The following is a 16,303-nucleotide window of genomic DNA, read 5'->3' as shown; positions in this document are numbered from 1 at the left end:
TAATTCGACTTAAATTTAGTTCGAAAAAATAAGGGGTTAAAAAGGACTTAAATTAAAATGCCCCTTTATTCGTTCTTGAATATTTTGCCTTTAATTAGAACACTGTCACCTATTGCTTCAATTTTTTCATAGGGTACTATTTTTTTATCGCCTAGGCCAATTTTTGCGGATATTCCTGCTTCCTTCAAATGAATAGATATTACTCTGTTCTCTTCAAAATCCCATTCCACATCGTTTACTATACCAATTTGGTCTCCAGATTCGTCAATAACATCCTTACCAATCAATTCATCAGATATTTTCATACTTTTCCATTCCCCCAATTTTTTTATTTGTAATCCAATTTTCTCTATAATTGATTTAAGTCAGTATTTATCAGTTTAGAATATTCCTAATAATCTTAAAAGGATAATTAACACAATTATAACTACTATAATATATAACAGACTGGGTCTGCCTCCATTCATATTTTCACCTCTACGGTTGGTACATTAATCACAATCTAATAACTAAAACAAATCTAAATTCAATTTCATTTAATTGAAATGTATTTCACTGTATAACATTATATGTCAATCGTTATTATTATAGATTTCTATATTTTCAGCAAATTATTGCTTTGTTTCGATATTATCAATTAAAAAGCCCCAAATGAAAATGTTTTCAATAGTTAATTTAAAAGAAGTATTAAACGGTTGTTTAAATTAGTTTCAAGTAATTTTACAGAGTAATTGGTGACCTAATTTATAATTATTTAATATTCGGCCATTATTGTAAAAATCATCATTTAGTAGTTTCAGTTTTAGGATTAAAGTAAAAAAATATTAATTAGATACACCAATTGTAATATATAAAGTATCGGAGGTGGAAAAAAAATGGCAAACCCTATATTGGCCCTGATTATATCTTTCTTTTTACCGGGTATTGGTACGGTGTACGCTGGAAATATAATGAAGGGAATAATAATCTTCATCGTAGCAGTGATATTAGGAGCCTTAGCAACAATCTTTTTATTGGGAATCATTGCGTATATACTCTACATCATTGTTTGGCTTTACGGTATGTACGATGCTTACACAACTGCTAGTGCTACATAAGTTAAATATTTATTTTTTTCTTTTTATTTATGAATCTTGAATTTTTTTTTATATATGAATGAGATTTTCTTATTAAAAAAAAAATTAGTATTTAATTGGCTGGATTTAAATCGTTCCATGCGATTTTCAGTGTGATCCTAACTTAATTTTTTGGGTTCTAATCTTTTTCATTTATAGAATTAATCCTCATTTTCTCCTAAAAGGATTTCTAATTTTTCACGCAGATTCGTTGCCCAGATTCTTAATGATTGATTAGAGACGTCTTTGAGTTCTTCTTCAATTTCCATTAAAGATTTTTTATCAATATCAAACATTTTAATATTGTTTTTACCAATCGATCTACCATTTCTAATTGATCTATTAGCAACTGCTATTCTTCCATTTATTTCCCATATTAAGAGCATGGTCGGATCTTTTATTTTTTTAATTGTTTCTTCACTCATTTTATCACCATTAATACTTTATTTTCTTACTAAATATTTTTATGTAAAATTAACAAATTGTATTCTATAATCTATCAGTCTATATTGTTTATAGTCTATTTGCTGCTGCATTGAATTATAAAATCTACTGAATTCGGCCCTTGTAAATACAGTGACTTATTCATGTTCCTTAAACATTTCAGGGTTATACATTTCTACAATTCTTCCTTTAGGTACTCCTTCACTTACTCTCATATAACATCAACTCCTGTATTGTTGAAATAAATGTATGAAAATCAGAAGTATATCCCTATTGAGATAGAGCTTATGAGAACAAAATTAAATATAATTTTAAAAACTAGAAATAATTCAAAGGTTATTCATTGATTGGTATTGTAAAATAGAATGTTGAGCCTTTCCCTGGTTCTGATTCGACCCAGATTTTTCCGTGGTGTTGATAAATAATGTTTTGTGCTATTGCAAGTCCTATTCCTGTTCCTGTATATTCATCATTGCTATGGAGGCGTTGGAATATTGTAAAGATTCGTTCTGTTTGTTTTGGATCGATTCCTATTCCATTATCCTTTACTGAGATAACGTGTTGATCTTTCTCTTTTTTGGCAGATATGTGGATTTTGGGGGTTTTTTGACTGCGGTATTTGATGGCGTTTCCTATGAGGTTTTGGTACAGCTGAACTAATAATTTTTCATCCCCATTAACGGTAGGTAATGGATCATACGTTATCACTGCATTATTCTCTTCTGTTTGAACTACTAAATTTTGTAATGACTGTTCCAAAACGTTTTCGAGTGTAACTGGGTTTAAATCTATTTCTTTGTGGGTTACATGGGCGTATTCCAATAGATCATTTATCATATCGTCTAATAGTTTTGCTCCTTCAACAGCAAATCCAATGAATTCATTAGCATCTTCATCAAGCTGGTCTTTATATCTTCGTTCTAGTAACTGTAAAAAGCTGCTGATCATCCTTAATGGTTCACGCAAGTCATGAGATGCTACATAAGCGAAATGTTCAAGGTCAGCGTTAGATTTTGCAAGCTCATCTGTACGTTTTTTAACTGTTTCTTCAATTTTTTTTTGTGTTGTTATATCATGGGCTATGTGAATGCTTCCAAGTATGTTACCATCGACGTCTTTGATTGGTGATGCCGTTACAACAAAGTATCCTCCAAGATTTTTCTCATCCACCTCTGAGGTATGTTCTAACCCGTCTTTTAAGAGTTTTGCATGCGGACAGTTTTTTGGTGGGGTTTCTGTTTGGTGCACTACTTGGTAACATTTTGTACCAATGCAAGCGTCAGGTAATGTGTTTAATTTTCTTGCCATCGCCTTGTTAACCTTAACCACTTGGTGATCAGTATCGAGTATGGCAATTAAATCCGGGATCGCGTCAACTGTAAGCTCCCACCCTTTTTCAGATCCTAAGAGTGTTTTCTTTATTTTTTTAGAATCTTTTTGATAATCTTGAGCAATATTTACTTGCATAAAAAATTCACCTTTGAAGTATCTTGACTGACATAATACTTAAAGTAGTGTGTGTATGATCCCTATTCACAGACAAAAATTTTTATTTATCCGCTATTCCATTTCCCCTATAGTAATAAAGGAAACTACAAAGACTCAATGTTTGCCTTTGTTCGATTAAATTCGTTTTATGATTCCTTTGAATCGAATTTTGAAAACATTAAAGATTTAAATTAAGCGAGTAATCTATAAAAAGGTGTTGGAATCAAATAAAAATTAAATATATGATCGATAAGTGGATACTAACCAGATCATAAAGGTGTGTTGCCTGCACACTAACTTAATATATATTTTTTTACAATTTCGAAGATTAATTTAAACAATTAATTTTTATTAATTGTAATAATACTATGTTGATGGTAAATATGAATAATCTATAGCTGAATGTAACATATTTGTATCATTACTCTTTATATAACCCAACTTTTTTTGAACATCAATTAATTTAAGTATGTTAGCATCAAATTCAGGTGTAGGTATTGCTATAAATTCAACATGTTTTAATGCTTCCTGTTCTACATTGATGTTTGTACCTAATTTTTTTGATAAAATTGCTGCTGTTTCATTTCTATGGGTGTTAACATAATCAGTTGCTTCTACATGTATCTTAAGGAATTTTCTAAGTTGATCTGGCTTTTGTTTCATAAATTTATTTGTTGTAATAACAACACAACATGGATGATTTGGCCAAATATCCTTAGAATACATGAAAACATCTTCATTTCCTATGAAATCGGCTTGAGATACGTATGGTTCCCAAGCAATGTATCCATCAACCTTTCCAGCAGCCAGTGCATTCTGCATAAGAGGAGTTTCAAGTTCTGTTATGTTAATGCTTGATTAACTTATATTATTGTTCATAAGTAGATATCTAAAAAGAACATCCTGCATTCCTCCCTCCTGGGGTATTAAAAATTTTTTATCAACAAATTGGCTAACATTGGTTATATTACTATTTTCAGAAACAACAATTCCACTACCTTCCTGATTTATAGCTGCAACAATTTTTACAGTTGAATTTTGATCTATTGCACTAGTTACAGGAGTGATTCCACAGTATCCAACATCAATCATGTTTTGATTGGCTGCAGTGGTTATCTCAGAGCCTGTCCTGAAAGGAACCAATAGAACCTTAAGACCCTCCTTTTTATACATTCCCAAAGCGTCCGCAACAAATAAAGCAGAGTCATGGTTACTTGGTAGGTATCCCACAACAATAGTATCCTGTGTAACTGTATAATAATTGTATGTTCCAAATACCAATAATATTACTAAAATAACCATTCCCACAGCAGCTAACAATTTTTTTTTTCATTTGTTCCCCTTAAAAAATTCTTAATTCAACATTGATAAATAATTATAACATACTAAACTCAATAGTTTTTTAAATCAGCATGATTGAAAAAATCTAATGTTAAATTTTTATCATTTCCAAATTCCCTTGGCGGTTCCAAAGATTTATATTCCAGTTTATATTCCTCAAGAAGTTCTTCGGCATCCCCAGTGATGCTTGGAGCTACTAGAATACCTCTAACAAATTCTTTATGATCAGAAAAACAGTCCAAATACTTTTTGAGTTGTTTAACAGCATTAATACCTGCACGTCTACTTTTCAATTCAATAACCATCAAATTTCCGTTTTTGTCCTTACCCAAAACATCAATAAATCCATTAGGTGTTGAATATTCTCTATTTGATGGTCTGAAACCTTCTTCTATTATTTCCGGGTTTTCAAATACCAGTTCTCTCATATTTTCTTCGTAACCCGTTAACTCTAGGTCCTTAGAATCTTCTCCATTAAAGTAGGATGCAATATACGTGTTGTGTATTTCAACTTCAAGCCTTTCAGGAGGGTTTCGTCGCTTTCCTTCAATATACATAATTCCTTTTTTTAAACTAGCTTTGCACTGTGATTTTGGTGGCTGCCAGTTAACTGGTTCAAGGTTTCTATCTTGATGGATCATGAACGAACCATCTGATTTTATAATAATCATTCTGTCGCCAGAAGCTAGCTTGCTCCTCGCTCTTCCTTCATAAATAACTCTACAGCATACCATTAACACAATCACTGCTTTCTTGGATAATCCTTCATTTATTATCTCAAATGTGCGTTGTTGATCTGGATTCTTTTCAGATAAAAATTTCATAAATATCTGTTTAAACGAACTATAACAAATATTTCACCCATACATTGTATTCATTAAATTTTAGAAGACTAAATTTGTTCTTGACATTATAATTTAAAAAAGTATACTTACTCTTAAAATAATAATTTGGAATTAAATTAAAATAATATTAAAGAATATTTAATATTTTCAAAAACCATATAGTTTTAGGAAATAAAAAATGCAAAGGTAAACTTATATCCTCCAATACAATATCATAATATTATGAACCTAGGTATTTAACTGATTAAAGGGGTTTAATTGATGAATAAAGATGCGTATTTACTTGCTAAAGAAATTGTAACTAAACAATTTAAATCTCAGGGTGAATTCAACAATTATTATGGAGAATCTGAATTTAAAAAGTACATTGAAGATACTGAATATAGTCTATCATATCTTTTTGAGGCAATTGATGCTTCAAGTCCTGATTTATTTGCAGATTACATATCCTGGGAAAGAATCTTCCTTGTTAATTTAGGCTTTCCGGAAGAACGTCTAAAAGAGAGATTGGAAATTATGGAAGATGTGATTATTAAAAATTTACCTCCCAAAAAGAGCAGTGTTGCAGTTAAGTATATTGAGGAAAGTATTGATAATTTAGCCATACCCTCAAATTACGCATCCTTTGTGAATGCAGATAAACCACTTGTAAAACTTCTTGAACAGTATTTAAAATTACTACTTGATGGTGATCGCCATTCCGCAGGAAAAATGATTACAGAAGCTGTTGATAATGGAATAAGTGTTAAAGATATTTATCTTCATGTTTTTCAAAGTTCACTCTATGAAATTGGTAGGTTATGGCAGGAGAATAAGATTACAGTAGGTCAAGAACATTACTTTACAGCAGCTACTCAGCTAATAATGTCTCAACTTTATCCCTATATATCAATGAACGAAAAAACAGGCAAAGTTCTTGTTGCCATGAGTGTGAGTAGAGAACTTCATGAAATAGGTGTGAGGATGGTTGCAGATTTCTTTGAAATGGATGGTTGGAATACATTTTATTTAGGAGCTAACACTCCAAAAGATAGTATTATACAGACCATAATAAGTAAAAAGGCCGATCTGGTCTTGATATCTGCTACCATTGGTTCGCATATTGGTGAGGTAATTGATCTTATAAGATCTGTTCGTGGATGTAGTGAATGTAGTGATCCCAAGATAATTGTTGGAGGATATCCTTTTAGAATAGATATGGATCTTTGGAAAAAAGTTGGTGCTGATGGACAGGCAGAAGATGCTGAAACTGCAGTTGAAATGGGTGAAAAACTCGTAATGGAAAATTATAATGAATTTTAAAATAAAATATAAATTTTGGTAAATAATATATACAAAAAAAGTCAGTGCGATTTCATAAGATAAACATTTTATTTTTCTGATTCTTTTGATTGAATATCCTTAACAGCTTCTTCTATTTGAAGCCTAACATACCATTTTTCATTTTTCTGAGCATCCAAAAGTGGTTTTATAGCTTTTTCATCTCCGATTTTTCCAAGTGCTCCTGCAGCATGTCTTTTTACACTCACATCATTATCATTCAAAAGTTTGATCAATGGTTCTACTGCACTAACATCTCCTATAATACCCAATGCTTCCTCTGCAGCTGTTCTATAAGTGAAATCATCTACTTTAAGAGCATTTATTAGATATTTCACGGCTCTGTCATCACCCAACTTTCCTAAAGCTAATGCCGCGTGGTTTCTAACTTTTTCAGAATTTAATTCTCCAATTAGGGGTTCAACAGCACTAATATCACCTAACATACCCAGTGAATCAGCTGCATGAACCTTTACATACCATTTATCATGTTTAAGTGTATTTATTAAAGGTTTTACTGCTCTTTTATCCCTAATCCTGCCAAGCGCACTAGCAGAATTCCATCTTACATCCCCACTTTCATCTTTCAAAGATTCTAATAGGCCAGTAACTGCTTTTTTATCCTTAAGTCTCCCAAGAGCTCTTGCAGCATCACATCTAGTGTTTTCATCTCCATTTTTAAGAATCTTAAGAATAACGTTTATATTTCGATCCTTTTCAAGTTTTTCAAGATCTTTATTCCTAATACCGTCCAAAAAACCCATGCTTACACCTTTAAACCTTTAATATATTTTTTTATAAATTAATTTTTATAAAATAGTTTCACAAAATTATTTACGTAGTTTCTATTGTTTTATTAAGTATATTTTGGTTTTAAACCAATAAAAATTCTTGGATTTCTTTAGATTGATAATTGGATGTGATCTATAAAAATTTTGAGAGATATGTTAAATGGTTTTTATGGTGGTAGTTTCCCATTTTTCCCATGATATTTAAATGAATATAAGAATTCATCTGTATTTGGCCAAATTTCAGTAAATTCTGCGAACTTTTTTAATTTTTTTATTGTTGAAACGTCTAGAACATGTTCCATGGAAGCATCTTCATCTGCTGTTGCCATATCTACACCAATGATATGCAAAAAATTTTTAAGAATTTTATGTTTGTATATCATATCTTCAGCTATTTCAACGCCTTTTTTTTCAAATGGATGTCATTATATGGTTCATAAGATATAATATCACGTTCAGCTAACTTTTTTAAAGCCTCAACCACACTGGGAGGTTTAACATTCATTTTATGTGCAATATCTTTGATTTTTATATTTCCTTTTTCTTTTTCAAGATTATACATAACCTCAAGGTAATCTTCAACACTTTCGGTTAGTTTTAAGGAATTTTCCATAATATCATCTCTTCAAAGATTTGGATATAAACAATTTAATTTCAATAATTATATAACATTTATTTTTTTATTATATTCCTCTATAAAATTATATTAACCAACTTAGACGAACCTGTTATACAATCCAAAAATTCAAATTCCATTTACCATTTTAATTATTAAAACCTACATAAATCTGTTTTATTTGTATTTGGCAAATAATGAACTCTAAAAATAATAATAATGTAATTTTTAAAAAATATTAACGATTAAGAAGTTTAATAATCAATAGAGTTAAATTCAATAAAAATATTTTAGTAACATTTAACTGTAATCAAAAATGATAACTATCCGTAGAAATAATTTTATGTCATAATGTTCACACTTTAATAAGTATTACTATATTTATTTTGGGAGTATCAAATGCCAAATTTCAATATTGAAACTGCAATAATTATTAGCTTCATATTAGGTATTATCCTACCTTTAGTTGGTATTGGAGGGGTTATCTCTCTAATAATTATGGGATTTATTGCTACTTATCTTACTCGACCTGAAGATACAAATTATAAGGTTGGAGGTATTGCAACGGGCATTTTCTGCATATTCTTTTTCTTTTTCGGATTTATAACCCCACCAACATTACCATATGTTCTTCCAAATCCACTTTCACTCGGTATTTTAGTTGCATTCAGCGGCATATTAAATCTTATACTCGGTTTAATTGTTTCGCTAATAATATATGGAGGATTTGGTTTATTGGGAGGATTTTTAGCAGTTAGATTCTTCATGGAAAAAAAAGAGAAAAAACAGGAATTTAAGCCAAGCCAACCTCGTAGAACACTGAAAAGAGCTTAATTTTAATCTAAATTTGTTGTTGATGATTTTATGAAAAAATTTATTATCGTTGGATCGGGCGCAGGTGGCGCAACAGTTGCTAGGGAACTAGCAAAAAAAGGAAAAAATGTTACCATAATAGAAAAGGGACCGTATACCAAAATTAAAGATGCTTTTAAACACTATGAAAATGCTGAAGTTGGTGTTGAGCTATTAAAAACTAGTTGCATCGGTGGAACAACACTGGTAACTGCAGGAAATGCTGTTCGAACATGTCAAGAACAGTTAAAAAATATTGGTATTGATCTAGAAGATCACTTCAAAGAAATTGAAATTGAAATGGGTATATCAACACTTCCAGATTCACATTTTGGACCTGGCACAAAACTTATAATGGATAAGGCAGAATCACTTGGTTTTAAAACACAAAAAATGCCCAAATTTATTAATCATGAAACTTGCAAACCCTGTGGTAAATGTGCTTTTGGATGTCCAAGGGATTCTAAATGGACAAGCAGAAAATATGTGGATGAAGCAGTAGATTTTGGTGCAAAAGTTATTGATAACACAGCTATCACGGAAATTATCATTAAAAATGGTGAATTAAAGGGCGTAAAAAGTAAAGACAAAGAATTTTTAGCTGATTGTGTTGTGTTGTCTGCAGGTGGTATTGAAACTTCTAGAATATTAAACAGATCAGGCATAGATGCTGGTAACAATCTTTTTGTTGACACATTTGTAACTGTAGGTGGGATACTAGGGAAAATAAATTTTAACACCGAAGTAACAATGAATGCTCTAATTACATTAGATGACGTTATTTTATCTCCACACTACTCCGGCATACTCAATAATAAACTCATGAAGTTCAACGTCAGTGAAGGAGATATAATAGGATTAATGATTAAAATAGCTGATGAACCAAGTGGAAATGTTCTTGAGAATAGTGTTAAAAAGTATAGTACATCCAATGATGTAAGTCTTCTTGCCAAAGGATCTGCTGTCGCAGGAGCCATATTAACAGAGGCAGGCGTTGATCCTACCACTTTAACATCTACCCCTGCTAGAGGAGCCCATCCCGGAGGAACTGCTGCAATTGGGCAAGTAATTGATAAAAATCTTGAAACTGAATTGTCCAATCTATTTGTTGCAGATGCCAGCGTTTTCCCAAAGGCTCCAGGAGCACCTCCTGTTCTTACAATTGTTGCTCTAGCAAGGAGACTTGGTAAATATCTTGGAAACGAATTTTAAGGGAAAAATTAAATAAATTTTCTTTTTTATGGAATATATCTTTTAAATAGAGTTATTAAAATTAATATTGAAATATTTTTTTTGTTTAATCATTTATGAAACGTTTCACATCTATTATTGATACTTTAAACTCTTTAAATTTCTCTTCTTTATCATATACTGGGTTGGTTTCAATATAAGATTTGAATGAATCTCCTTCGGCCCTTACAATTTCGAGTTCGTATCCCATTTTTTGTCTGTTTTCAATTGCAGTTTTATTATTTTGATTAAATTTTATCCTTGAATCTGGTTTAAGGAAACTGATGAAGGAAGTTTTAATTAATCCCATTTTTGAAATGCCTAAAATTGATGCTCCAGTATTATTTACATCGAGTATTAATCCATTTTTTAGTATTGTGAAGTATCCTATCGGGGCGGAATTGTAAAGGTCCAAATACTTTTTCTTAGTATCAATGATCTCTTTTCTTAATCGTTTTAATTCTTCCTTCTGCATATCATTTTCAATCTGTTGTACCTGAAGATCCTGTATCAATTCTCTTAAATCTTTGGGCATATCTCCCCAATTATCAATATTATTACTGAACAGTTCTTTGGCGTGTCTTCTGAGTTCTCTTGATTGATATGCAGTCACAATTGTTTCTTTAATTCCTGCCCTTGTTTCATATTTCAATTCTTCGAATAATACACTGAATTTAGTGCCATTTTTAACATCCAAATCAATTTTTCCATCGAGCTGATTTGTTAGATTGTTTATTAGTCTGAATCCAAGTGATTGGGTGTTTTTGAAGTCTATATCTGTTGGTAATCCAATACCATTATCTTTGATAGTTAATAAATATTTGTTGTCATTGTTATGCATTAAACTTACATAAATTTCGCCTTGACCATTGGGAAATGCATATTTTAGAGCATTTGAAACTAGTTCATTGATGATCAATCCACATGGAATTGCTGTTTCCATGTTGAATGAAATATTTTCTATGTCTGCCTTTAGTCTGATACCTGGCGGGGCCCTATGGGAACTGAAAAGATCGTTTAAAAGACTCATCCCATATTCTGCAAATTGGACGCTTGAAAGATCATTTGACTGATATAATCGTTCATGTATCTTTGACATTGATTTAACTCGATTTTGACTGTCTATAAAAAGATCTAAATCTCTTTTATCCTTTACCTGTGTTGATTGAAGAGACAAGAGGCTTGATATAATCTGCATGTTGTTGTTGACTCTGTGATGTATCTCTCTAAGTAGTGTTTCTTGTTCCTTTAATGATTTTTTCAGGAATTCATTTTTAGCTGTTACTTCTGTTAATTTTATTCTCTCTTTTTCTGCTTTGTGTCTGTTGAGTACTATCTCAACATTTGTACGAAGTTCCCTTTCTTCGAATGGTTTGACTATGTAAGCATATGGTTCGGTTAATTTTGCTCGTTCAAGAATTTCTTCATTTCTATATGCTGTCAGGTAAATAATTGGTATGCCAAGATCGTTATTGATATGATGAGCAGCTTCTATTCCATCTATGTCGCCTTCTAACATAATATCCATTAGAACTAGATCTGCATGTGCTTCTCTTGCAAGAGAAATGGCTTCTTCACCTGAAGGTACAAGGTCAACAACTTCGTATCCCAGATCTTCCAGGAGTATTTTTATGTCTTGGCCTATGAGTTCTTCATCTTCAACAACTAATATTTTTTCATTAACCATTTGAATTTACCCTATCTTTATATTTCAATTCGTTGAATTTAAGCTGATATTTTGTTCCATTGTTGTTGTCCAGTTCTATTGTACCCTTTAATTGTTTGGTAAGATATTTAATGAGTTGCATTCCAAATGTTTCAGCTTTTTCTGGATCAATTTCTTTAGGAATACCCACTCCATTATCGCCGACTGTTAAGTTAAATTGATCTTCATTATTTGAATGGAGTTCAATTTTTATTTCTCCATTTTTTTGATTTGGGAATGCATATTTTAATGAGTTAGCTACCATCTCATTTATCAAAAGTCCACAGGGAATTGCTGTTTCAATATTAAGTGATACATCATCAATATCTAGAATCATGTTTATGTTGCTTTCTTCTAGTTCATAAAAGTACATCAAGTCTTCTGCTAGGATCTTCACATATTCATCAATTTTAATTTTTGCAAGGTTGTCTGACTGGTAGAGTTTTTCATGTAGGATTGCTATGCTTCTAACTCTGTTTTGAGTTTCTTTGAAAATGTCAATTGAGTTTTGATCTTTAATGAATCTTGACTGGAGACGTAGAAGACTTGAAATTACTTGTAAATTGTTTTTTACCCTGTGGTGTATCTCTTGTAACAGCATTTCCTTTTCTTTTAATGATGATTTAATTTTTTCCTCTGCAATCTTATGTTCGGTTATATCTTGTTCAGTTCCTACTATTCTTAGAGGTTTTCCATTTGGATCTGTAATTACTTCACCTTTAGATGAAAGTATCCTAACAGTTCCATCCGGCCTTATTAATCTGTAGTCATTTGAAAAGGGCTTCTGTTCATTTACGGCACCCATTATACTTTTTTTAACACTTTGTCTATCTTCGGGATGTATTATGTCCATCATTGCTTTGTAACTTTTTCCAAATTCTGTTGGTTCTAAACTCATTATATTATAAAATTCATCGGAACAATTCAATTCACGGGCTTTTAAATCCCATTCCCAACTACCAATATGTCCAATTTTCTGTGCTTCCTTCAGCTGTCTTAGACTATTTCTTAATGCCTCTTCAGCCATTTTACGTTTTGAATGTTCTTTAACTTCCTCTAGTGCACGATTTACTGCATGTACTATCTTGGATAGGCTGCCTTTAAGAACATAATCTGTTGCACCGCATTTTAAGGCTTCTATGGCAAAGTCTTCTCCCATCTTACCGCTAACAAAAATAAAAGGTACGTCTGGACATTTATTTTTCGCTATACGCAGAGCAGAAATACCATCAAAATGAGGAAGTGAATGATCTGCTAGAATTATATCGGGTTTAAACTCATTTAATTCATTTAAATATTCTTTTTCTTCTTCTACCCTTCTAGAAGAAAATTTCATTCCACTTCTTTCCAATTCTCTATTTATGAGCTCAGCATCGAAAGGAACATCTTCAAGTATTAATATTTTGAGGTCTTCTACCATGTTAAACCTTCATTCAGTTTCTTAAACTATTTGATAGCGTTTATCAATAAAATGGACAATATACTACTAATTTATAGAAATTTAATTTATATTTCCGTTTATGTAAAGATTGTTTAAAGCAGATATTTTTATATTTGATTAATTCATTTAATTGTTTAATTATCAATATAACTCATTAATTTAATATTAATAACATTATTCTATCTATTATTTAAAATAAATATAGTATTTATATGTTCCATTTGGTTTTTATGTAAAAAAAGAGTTGAAGCTATCCTCAGTAAGATATAATACTAAAGTTTAGTTATTATATCCAAAATTTCATTGGATAACTATTACTTAAATAGCTAGTAAGGAGGCGATAACTATTTAAATAATTTTTAATGGTTATTATACAAGCAGAACATCTCTTTTGTAGGTTTCATTTATTACAAATGCAAGACCAACATACACAGCAGATAATCCTGTGAATATTCCCTCATATCCTGCTATTTGTGTTATAGTTGAGTTGCCAGTTAATTCTCCTGCAGTTAAGAGGAAGAATAAAATTGCCAGACTCATGAATACTACCTGTAAACCTCTGTTGTGTTTCAATGTTGCAAAGAACATAACAAATGTGAATATTCCCCACATGAATAGATATGCTGCTAGAGAAACTGGATCTGGTGCTGTTGCAAGACCCATCTTTGGAAGTATGAGCAGAAATACAAAGCTCCACCAGAACAATCCGTATGATCCAAATGCAACCATTCCAAATGTATTGCCCTTTTTATATTCCATCCAACATGCAAGTATCTGGGCAATTCCACCATATGCCAAGCCCATAGCAAGTATCATACTATTCATAGGATAAAAACCTGCATTATGTATATTTAACAGCACAGTTGTTAATCCAAATCCCAAAAGTCCTAAAGGTGCAGGATTTGCTGTTAAATCTTTTAATACAACTTCATTTTCAGTTTCTTCTACCATTTTTATACTCCCTTTATGGTTTTAATAATTTTTCTCCTATCTTTTATTCTTCGAGCGTTGATGTATCTCCTACATCTTCACCCCTTTCTCTTGCCCTAAGTATTCTTCTCATAATTTTTCCGCTTCTAGTTTTTGGAAGAGATTCAACCTGTTCAATATCTCCTATAACTGCTACAGGCCCTAATTCGTATCTTACATGCTTGTTGAGTTCTTCAATGAGTTTGGTTTTGAGTTTATATCCTTCTCTGAGTATTACAAATGCCTTAATAACTTGGCCTTTAATTGGGTCGTGTTTTCCAATTACAGCCGCCTCTACAACTGCAGGATGGCTAACAAATGCCGATTCAACTTCAGATGTACCTACCCTGTGCCCTGCTATTTTTAAAACATCATCAGATCTGCCTTGTATCCAAAAGTAACCATCTTCGTCTTTTCTGGCCAAATCTCCTGCTTTGTAATATCCGGGTATCTGATTCCAGTAAACATCTTTGTATCTTTCTTCGTCTTCGTAAAGTGTTCTGAACATTGCGGGCCATGGTTTTTTAATTACCAGATATCCTCCCTTTCCCAGAGGTACAGGGTTACCATTTTCATCCACTACGTCAGCATCTACACCAGGTACCGCTTTGGTTGCTGATCCTGGTTTCAGGTAAGCCGAAGGTAAAGGAGATATTAGGTGCATTCCAGTTTCTGTTTGCCACCATGTATCCATTATTGGGGCTTTTTCCTTTCCAACATTTTTATAGTACCACATCCATGCCTCTGGATTTATGGGTTCCCCAACTGTTCCAAGTATTTTAAGTGAGGAAAGATTGTATAGGTTGGGGTATTTGTTACCGAATCTCATTAGATGTCTGATTGCTGTTGGTGCTGTATAAAACTTGGTTACACCATATTTTTCAACTATGTTCCACCATGCACCGGGGTCGGGATAGTCAGGTGCTCCCTCGTAGACTACTGTGGTAGTTCCTAAAAGTAGAGGTCCATATATAACATAACTATGACCTGTGATCCATCCTATGTCCCCTGTACACCACCACATATCATTTTCATGGATATCAAAAATGTTTTTGAGTGTTGTTGACACACCCACCATATACCCACCTGTTGTGTGGAGAACTCCCTTGGGTTTTCCAGTACTTCCAGAGGTGTATAATATAAAAAGTGGATCTTCTGAGTCCATAGGTTCACATTCACATTCTGCTGGTTCCCCTTCAATTAGTCGTTCATAGAATATTTCCCTTCCACTCAAGTCAGAAATGTCTATTTTACTTCCTGTGTGTTTTACAACTATAACAGTTTCTATGGTGGGACATTGGAGCATTGCTTCGTCTGATATTTTTTTCAGATCGATTATCTTTCCTCTTCTGTATGTTCCATCGGCAGTAATTAGGATCTTGACCTTTGCATCGTTCATCCTTTCAACAAATGCTCCTACACTTAATCCGGAGTATACAACACTGTGAACTGCACCAATTTTGTTACATGCTAGCATTGAAATAAGTAGCTCGGGACACATTGGAAGATACATTGAGACGGTATCTCCTTTTTTTACTCCTAGGTTTTTTAGACCGTTGGCCATTTTGTTGACCTCACGGTAGAGTTCGTAGTAGGTTAATTTTTTCTCATCCCCTCTTTCATTTACATAGAGGATTGCTACTTGGTTTCTTTTTTCGGTATCGATCCACCGATCAACTGCGTTGTAGGCCAGGTTTATCTTTCCGTTTACAAACCATTTGAAGAATGGTTTGTTACTTTCGTCAAGTACTTGGTCCCATCTTTCGAACCAGTCAAGATCTTCTGCCTTCTCTTCCCAGTATTTCTCAAAGTTCTTTCCCTTCTCAATTTCAGTTTCCCAATTTTTAACATGGGCTCTTTCCACCGTTTCAACATTCGGCTTGAAAATCCTTTTTTCATCTAGTAAAACGGTTGTATCGCGTTTCATTTCTTTCCCACCACTTTTTTTATCCTCTTTTTTACGCTTAGTCTTATAATACATATTAAGTTGAATTTGGTATATATATTTATCTATTATTAATCATTATAAATATTGATTAATCATGATAAATATGTGATAATTAAAAAAAGTTAATAAGAATAATATCGAGTAATAATTAGGTAGTTAATAAATAAATCTTAAATTAATATTAACCTAATCTTTATG

At 32.1% G+C, this 16,303-nt stretch carries 15 protein-coding genes and 1 pseudogene; 4 read left to right on the top strand and 12 right to left on the bottom strand.

What is annotated here, in order from left to right; translation table 11 throughout:
* Positions 1 to 65: 65 nt before the first annotated feature.
* Positions 66 to 305 (bottom strand): PRC-barrel domain-containing protein, encoded by a 240-nt coding sequence (locus tag DL91_RS02990; RefSeq protein ID WP_048190196.1) that lies wholly within the window; start codon positions 303 to 305, stop codon positions 66 to 68.
* 570 nt (positions 306 to 875) lie between these two features.
* Here DL91_RS02990 and DL91_RS02985 point away from each other — a divergent pair.
* Complete coding sequence (locus DL91_RS02985) at positions 876 to 1,097, top strand: hypothetical protein (protein ID WP_048190195.1); 222 nt, start codon at positions 876 to 878, stop codon at positions 1,095 to 1,097.
* Positions 1,098 to 1,276: 179 nt separating this feature from the next.
* Here DL91_RS02985 and DL91_RS02980 read toward each other — a convergent pair whose 3' ends face one another.
* The 4 genes and pseudogenes from DL91_RS02980 to nucS form a co-directional block, all read right to left on the bottom strand.
* Positions 1,277 to 1,540, bottom strand: a complete 264-nt coding sequence (locus tag DL91_RS02980) for a hypothetical protein (protein ID WP_048190194.1) — start codon at positions 1,538 to 1,540, stop codon at positions 1,277 to 1,279.
* 355 nt (positions 1,541 to 1,895) lie between these two features.
* Positions 1,896 to 3,026: an ATP-binding protein gene (locus DL91_RS02975; protein WP_081882575.1), complete on the bottom strand. Its 1,131-nt coding sequence runs from the start codon at positions 3,024 to 3,026 to the stop codon at positions 1,896 to 1,898.
* 387 nt (positions 3,027 to 3,413) lie between these two features.
* Positions 3,414 to 4,349 (bottom strand): annotated as a pseudogene (locus DL91_RS14105) (ABC transporter substrate-binding protein).
* Between the two features lie 89 nt (positions 4,350 to 4,438).
* The gene (gene nucS, locus DL91_RS02965; RefSeq protein ID WP_048190193.1) at positions 4,439 to 5,212 is read right to left on the bottom strand and encodes an endonuclease NucS; all 774 of its coding nucleotides are present in this window, start codon (positions 5,210 to 5,212) and stop codon (positions 4,439 to 4,441) included.
* Positions 5,213 to 5,494: 282 nt separating this feature from the next.
* On the opposite strand from nucS, the gene DL91_RS02960 reads away from it, so the two are divergent.
* Positions 5,495 to 6,535 carry a B12-binding domain-containing protein gene (locus DL91_RS02960; RefSeq protein WP_048190192.1) on the top strand — a complete coding sequence of 347 codons (1,041 nt, stop codon included), beginning with the start codon at positions 5,495 to 5,497 and terminating at the stop codon, positions 6,533 to 6,535.
* Positions 6,536 to 6,603: 68 nt separating this feature from the next.
* Here DL91_RS02960 and DL91_RS02955 read toward each other — a convergent pair whose 3' ends face one another.
* The 3 genes from DL91_RS02955 to DL91_RS14095 all read right to left on the bottom strand — a co-directional run bounded on the left by DL91_RS02955 (position 6,604) and on the right by DL91_RS14095 (position 7,957).
* Complete coding sequence (locus DL91_RS02955; RefSeq protein WP_048190191.1) at positions 6,604 to 7,317, bottom strand: HEAT repeat domain-containing protein; 714 nt, start codon at positions 7,315 to 7,317, stop codon at positions 6,604 to 6,606.
* A 194-nt stretch (positions 7,318 to 7,511) separates the two neighbouring features.
* Entirely contained in the window at positions 7,512 to 7,727 is a 216-nt protein-coding gene (locus tag DL91_RS14100) for an iron dependent repressor, metal binding and dimerization domain protein (RefSeq protein ID WP_231551363.1), read from the bottom strand.
* Between the two features lie 8 nt (positions 7,728 to 7,735).
* A complete protein-coding gene (locus DL91_RS14095) occupies positions 7,736 to 7,957 on the bottom strand; it encodes a metal-dependent transcriptional regulator (protein WP_231551362.1) in 222 nt (73 codons plus the stop codon).
* A gap of 402 nt (positions 7,958 to 8,359) precedes the next feature.
* Between DL91_RS14095 and DL91_RS02945 the strand changes: the two genes are divergently transcribed.
* On the top strand, positions 8,360 to 8,794 hold the full coding sequence (locus tag DL91_RS02945; protein WP_048190190.1) for a hypothetical protein: 435 nt from the start codon (positions 8,360 to 8,362) through the stop codon (positions 8,792 to 8,794).
* Between the two features lie 30 nt (positions 8,795 to 8,824).
* Positions 8,825 to 10,024, top strand: coding sequence for a GMC family oxidoreductase N-terminal domain-containing protein (locus DL91_RS02940; protein ID WP_048190189.1), 1,200 nt, complete (start codon positions 8,825 to 8,827; stop codon positions 10,022 to 10,024).
* Positions 10,025 to 10,109: 85 nt separating this feature from the next.
* Here DL91_RS02940 and DL91_RS12635 read toward each other — a convergent pair whose 3' ends face one another.
* The 4 genes from DL91_RS12635 to acs form a co-directional block, all read right to left on the bottom strand.
* On the bottom strand, positions 10,110 to 11,729 hold the full coding sequence (locus tag DL91_RS12635; RefSeq protein WP_052374040.1) for a histidine kinase dimerization/phosphoacceptor domain -containing protein: 1,620 nt from the start codon (positions 11,727 to 11,729) through the stop codon (positions 10,110 to 10,112).
* On the bottom strand, positions 11,722 to 13,167 hold the full coding sequence (locus tag DL91_RS02930) for a histidine kinase dimerization/phosphoacceptor domain -containing protein (protein ID WP_048190188.1): 1,446 nt from the start codon (positions 13,165 to 13,167) through the stop codon (positions 11,722 to 11,724). The genes DL91_RS12635 and DL91_RS02930 overlap by 8 nt, the downstream gene beginning before the upstream one ends.
* Before the next feature lie 390 nt (positions 13,168 to 13,557).
* On the bottom strand, positions 13,558 to 14,139 hold the full coding sequence (locus DL91_RS02925) for an acetate uptake transporter (RefSeq protein WP_048190187.1): 582 nt from the start codon (positions 14,137 to 14,139) through the stop codon (positions 13,558 to 13,560).
* Between the two features lie 43 nt (positions 14,140 to 14,182).
* The gene (acs, locus tag DL91_RS02920; RefSeq protein WP_048190186.1) at positions 14,183 to 16,084 is read right to left on the bottom strand and encodes an acetate--CoA ligase; all 1,902 of its coding nucleotides are present in this window, start codon (positions 16,082 to 16,084) and stop codon (positions 14,183 to 14,185) included.
* Positions 16,085 to 16,303 lie beyond the last annotated feature (219 nt).

The organism is Methanobacterium sp. SMA-27 (assembly GCF_000744455.1).
In the GTDB taxonomy this organism is placed as follows: Archaea; Methanobacteriota; Methanobacteria; order Methanobacteriales; family Methanobacteriaceae; genus Methanobacterium_B.
Note: the sequence above shows the minus strand (reverse complement) of the source record. Positions and strands in the feature narration are given on the sequence as shown.

Coding starts and splice junctions, on each gene's coding strand:
- DL91_RS02990 (WP_048190196.1), bottom strand. CDS start 305: ATGAAAATATCTGATGAATTGATTGGTAAGGATGTTATTGACGAATCT.
- DL91_RS02985 (WP_048190195.1), top strand. CDS start 876: ATGGCAAACCCTATATTGGCCCTGATTATATCTTTCTTTTTACCGGGT.
- DL91_RS02980 (WP_048190194.1), bottom strand. CDS start 1,540: ATGAGTGAAGAAACAATTAAAAAAATAAAAGATCCGACCATGCTCTTA.
- DL91_RS02975 (WP_081882575.1), bottom strand. CDS start 3,026: ATGCAAGTAAATATTGCTCAAGATTATCAAAAAGATTCTAAAAAAATA.
- nucS (WP_048190193.1), bottom strand. CDS start 5,212: ATGAAATTTTTATCTGAAAAGAATCCAGATCAACAACGCACATTTGAG.
- DL91_RS02960 (WP_048190192.1), top strand. CDS start 5,495: ATGAATAAAGATGCGTATTTACTTGCTAAAGAAATTGTAACTAAACAA.
- DL91_RS02955 (WP_048190191.1), bottom strand. CDS start 7,317: ATGGGTTTTTTGGACGGTATTAGGAATAAAGATCTTGAAAAACTTGAA.
- DL91_RS14100 (WP_231551363.1), bottom strand. CDS start 7,727: ATGATATACAAACATAAAATTCTTAAAAATTTTTTGCATATCATTGGT.
- DL91_RS14095 (WP_231551362.1), bottom strand. CDS start 7,957: ATGGAAAATTCCTTAAAACTAACCGAAAGTGTTGAAGATTACCTTGAG.
- DL91_RS02945 (WP_048190190.1), top strand. CDS start 8,360: ATGCCAAATTTCAATATTGAAACTGCAATAATTATTAGCTTCATATTA.
- DL91_RS02940 (WP_048190189.1), top strand. CDS start 8,825: ATGAAAAAATTTATTATCGTTGGATCGGGCGCAGGTGGCGCAACAGTT.
- DL91_RS12635 (WP_052374040.1), bottom strand. CDS start 11,729: ATGGTTAATGAAAAAATATTAGTTGTTGAAGATGAAGAACTCATAGGC.
- DL91_RS02930 (WP_048190188.1), bottom strand. CDS start 13,167: ATGGTAGAAGACCTCAAAATATTAATACTTGAAGATGTTCCTTTCGAT.
- DL91_RS02925 (WP_048190187.1), bottom strand. CDS start 14,139: ATGGTAGAAGAAACTGAAAATGAAGTTGTATTAAAAGATTTAACAGCA.
- acs (WP_048190186.1), bottom strand. CDS start 16,084: ATGAAACGCGATACAACCGTTTTACTAGATGAAAAAAGGATTTTCAAG.